At 62.9% G+C, this 3,421-nt stretch carries 4 protein-coding genes; 1 reads left to right on the forward strand and 3 read right to left on the reverse strand.

All coding sequences use genetic code 11. From position 1 onward, the window contains the following. Positions 1 to 451: 451 nt before the first annotated feature. Both MKK84_RS00165 and MKK84_RS00170 read right to left on the reverse strand, forming a co-directional pair. The gene (locus MKK84_RS00165; RefSeq protein WP_243916003.1) at positions 452 to 718 is read right to left on the reverse strand and encodes a hypothetical protein; all 267 of its coding nucleotides are present in this window, start codon (positions 716 to 718) and stop codon (positions 452 to 454) included. A 42-nt stretch (positions 719 to 760) separates the two neighbouring features. Then, on the reverse strand, positions 761 to 904 hold the full coding sequence (locus MKK84_RS00170) for a hypothetical protein (RefSeq protein WP_243916005.1): 144 nt from the start codon (positions 902 to 904) through the stop codon (positions 761 to 763). A gap of 155 nt (positions 905 to 1,059) precedes the next feature. On the opposite strand from MKK84_RS00170, the gene MKK84_RS00175 reads away from it, so the two are divergent. Beyond that, positions 1,060 to 1,509 carry a hypothetical protein gene (locus tag MKK84_RS00175; RefSeq protein ID WP_243916007.1) on the forward strand — a complete coding sequence of 150 codons (450 nt, stop codon included), beginning with the start codon at positions 1,060 to 1,062 and terminating at the stop codon, positions 1,507 to 1,509. Positions 1,510 to 2,373: 864 nt separating this feature from the next. Here the strand turns inward: MKK84_RS00175 and MKK84_RS00180 are convergent. Beyond that, the gene (locus MKK84_RS00180; protein WP_243916009.1) at positions 2,374 to 2,790 is read right to left on the reverse strand and encodes a GlcG/HbpS family heme-binding protein; all 417 of its coding nucleotides are present in this window, start codon (positions 2,788 to 2,790) and stop codon (positions 2,374 to 2,376) included. Positions 2,791 to 3,421: the final 631 nt, after the last annotated feature.

Consider the following 3,421-nt stretch of genomic DNA (forward strand, 5'->3'; position numbering starts at 1 on the left):
CAAGCGGGGTGCTTTTCGAACTGGTGGGGGATGAACACGTTGAGGCCGAAGAGGTCCCCGGCCACAAGGAGGCCAATGACCGGGGGCTGACGGTCCGGAGCAATCTGTTGGCGGCAGGCGAGCCCGTCAAGGATGGGAGGACGGTCCCCAGGGACGCGGCTTCAGGCGTTGAGGCCGTTCGCGGTTGGCCCTTCCGGAACCGGTGGACAAACGGCCGGAGGCGCGGGGCGTCGGCGGCCGCTAATTCCCCCAAGGCTTCGAGCTTGCGGATCAGCGCATCTTGCATCGGGTCACAGCGGCGAAGAGTAGTCTGCCATCCTATAATCGGTGCGGGGCACAAAACTTCGTCATAGGACGGATATTGACGTCCAGTAGCCGGTAAGTGACTGCCACTGTTACGACCGCATCCGTTGGACTCAGAGCGGAGCCTGGAAGGACCATGGGCTTCGGATCAAGCCCGTTCCAGCAGGTCGACGATCAGCGAGCCAGCGGCCGCGAAGACGTTGCCACGGCCTCGCCAGGGTAAGACGATCGACGCGGGCTCCGGTTCAGCCGGCACTACGGGGAGCACGGCCTCAGAGGCCTCGGCCTCCCGGTCCTGATCGTTCCCGCGCAACCACGTCACCTGCGAGCCGGTGGTGTTTTCAGGAGCGGCCAGCGAGGGCTCATCATCCCAGCCGTCCTCGTGGTCCGCGTCACCGTCCATGCGGTCGAGCACGGCAATGATGCGGTCCGCCGCGTCGAGGGCGAACCGAGCGGCCTACTGCTGCGGTGTCTTGATGGGGTCGGGAAGGTTGTAGGCCGCGAAATCGAGCTGGGCGGCATCCTCAAGGGTAGCGGGGGCCTCGTCGGTCTCACTGGTCGTCGGGGGTGCGCGTGTCAGCAGCGTCGATAAGATGCGCACGGGTCTGGAGGCCGCCGGCCTGGAGTTCATCCCCGAGAACGGCGACGGCGCCGGGATCCGGTTCCGAGAGCGGAAGGGGTAAAGCACGGCGATCGTGGATCTTAGCGATGCTGCGGTACAGGCTTCGCGTTCTCGCCCTTGCTTAGGAGGCAGATTTGGACGCGGCTTACATCTCGGCGATGTTCGGCCTGGGTGGGGCCACCATAGGCGCTCTGGCGTCGTTCATGACGACATGGATGACGCACCGAAGCCAGTTCCAAGATAAAATTCGCGAGGCCGAACGGTCGAGGCGCATTGAACTGTTCAACGAGTTCATCACCGAGGCCGTTCGCCTCTACGGCGATGCGCTCAGCCATGAGCGGGATGACGTTGGCGATTTGGTACTTCTCTATGCACTGCTAGCAAAGATGCAGCTCACCGCATCACAAGCAACATTAGATGCCGCAGGTTCTGTCATAGACCGCGTAATCGATACCTATCTCGGACCCAATCAGAGCTTGCACGAAATCCGCGAGCTTGCACGCGAGGGTAAGCTCAACTTCCTCACGGCATTCGGGACGGCTTGTCGGGCCGATCTACAGGCGTCTCTCAACGAGATCAGGTAGCCTACCACGTGGCGACGGATTACGACGCTTGCTCCTCGTCGCTGAGCGTGCCGATCAACCGCCAGAGTTCCTGATGCTCAGGTCCGTTACGGCCTAACGCGAGGAATGCCGCAAGACTGATATCCGTCACGTGCCCGCCCTAGGCGACGTTGCCGGTATGCCGGAAGAAGCTGCGTCCGGTCGTGGGGTCGAACAACAGGTGCCAGTGGTCGCCGTTCGGGCTGGCGTAGATCAAGCGATTTAGTTCGGAAGGGTTCATGGTCGGCCTCCGGTTGAACGATCGGAGCCTAGCGCACGTGAGGATGCTCGCCATCCGCCGGTGCGACCGACACCGGCAGAAAAGCTGTCATTCGATCTAGGTTTGATCTGGGTCCATATCTGGCCAAGCCTCTAACGTCGATTAGAGAGCAGGCCGATTGATCGGGTTTTAATGTAAGGGTCCGGATCGGCTCTAAAAAGAAATCTCTGCGGAAGCTCCGTCAGCGCCCGAACGATGTCTCGGATCGGGGAAGACGCCGCACCCACGATGTGTGTTGGCGACGGTTACCCTTAGAAACGAGGAATACTATGACCCTTTTGCGCACCCTGGCGCTTGCCGCCGTGATCATCACACCGACAGCTGCCGGAGCCGAACCGACTGGCACTTGGGTGACGCTCGTCAGGGATCCGACTGCGCTCGGCCAGATCAAACCGCCCTGCCGCCCGAACGAGTTAAATTTCCGAGGATCGGCTACCGGCAGGGCGAGGAACGATGCAGTCGGTGATAAACTCGGCCGCGGCATCTGTATCGGTTGCAGCGCCCAGTAGGTTCAGGCCGCTTGAGGGCCGCTCGAAATGCGCAAAGGGGGTCGCTTGGGGGGGTGCTCAGCCAGCGAGGGGCAACCGTTGGAGTGCTGCGCACACGACGTGACACACAGCTAGATCGTCCTCGGGCTCGCCACCCGATGAGCCGACGCCGCCCACGATCTCCTCTCCGACCAGCAGCGGCAACCCACCGGTCAGAGGCAGGCGTCCCGGGAAGGCGAGCAGCGCCGCGTTCGCTTGGATCGCCCCCTGAAGATCCTGTGTCGACGTGCGCGTGATCGCGGCCGTCCGAGCTTTCAACCAAGCCGCCTCCGGCGTGTGGAGCCGCGCGCCGTCGAGGCGTTCTAGGGCAAGCAGCACGCCCGCCTCGTCGACCACCGCGAACGCTACCGGAAGGCTGCGCCGTTCGGCTTCCTCGCGTCCCGCAGCCATGAGGATGCGCACGTCGGCCGCGTCGAGGCAGGTACGCTGATGCATGAGACACCGTCGGATTGCGGTCGTGTGAACACCTGTACTACCTGCCTCGGAACGCCGGTTCCTCCTGCGGATCGTAGGCGTGGCCGTGCAGCACGGGCATGGGGTCAAGATGGCGGAGCGGCAGAGCGGATGTCGAGCGACCTCTCACGCGCCATGCATTAAGTTTCATCACTCTGCAAAATTCGAACGATTTTGCTTGTTGGTCAGAGCGGACCCAGATAATAGCCGCGTCCCTAGACAAGAAAAAGCCGCCCTCAAGGGGCGGCCTGAAGTCTAGGGAGGAAACGCCCTTGGGAGGGCTGCAGGACGGCGACGCCATCGCTGTCCCGCAGTGCCCACTGTAGCCATTGCACTGCAGCATGCAACTGCGCAGAGCTACAACCGCCGCACAATCCAGCCGACCAGAGCCGTTCAGGTGCATTTTCGCACGATAGCTTGGTCGCTCGGACAGCCGGCCGTATGGCCTCACTCCCTAGCGCGAAGTTGGGCACCTAGAGCCGGTCCCGGGCCGGTTGCGACGGGTTTGCGGGTGGCGCGTTGGTGGGTGAAGGAGCTTGCTCATGCCTTCACCCCTGTCTGTGGACCTGCGCGAGCGTGTCGTGGCTGCGGTGGTGGCGGGTGCCTCCTACCA

The sequence above is a fragment of the Methylobacterium sp. E-065 genome (genome assembly GCF_022829605.1).
In the GTDB taxonomy this organism is placed as follows: domain Bacteria; phylum Pseudomonadota; class Alphaproteobacteria; order Rhizobiales; family Beijerinckiaceae; genus Methylobacterium.

Excerpts from the sequence above, each read along its gene's own strand:
- MKK84_RS00180 (WP_243916009.1), bottom strand. The coding sequence starts at position 2,790 with ATGCATCAGCGTACCTGCCTCGACGCGGCCGACGTGCGCATCCTCATG.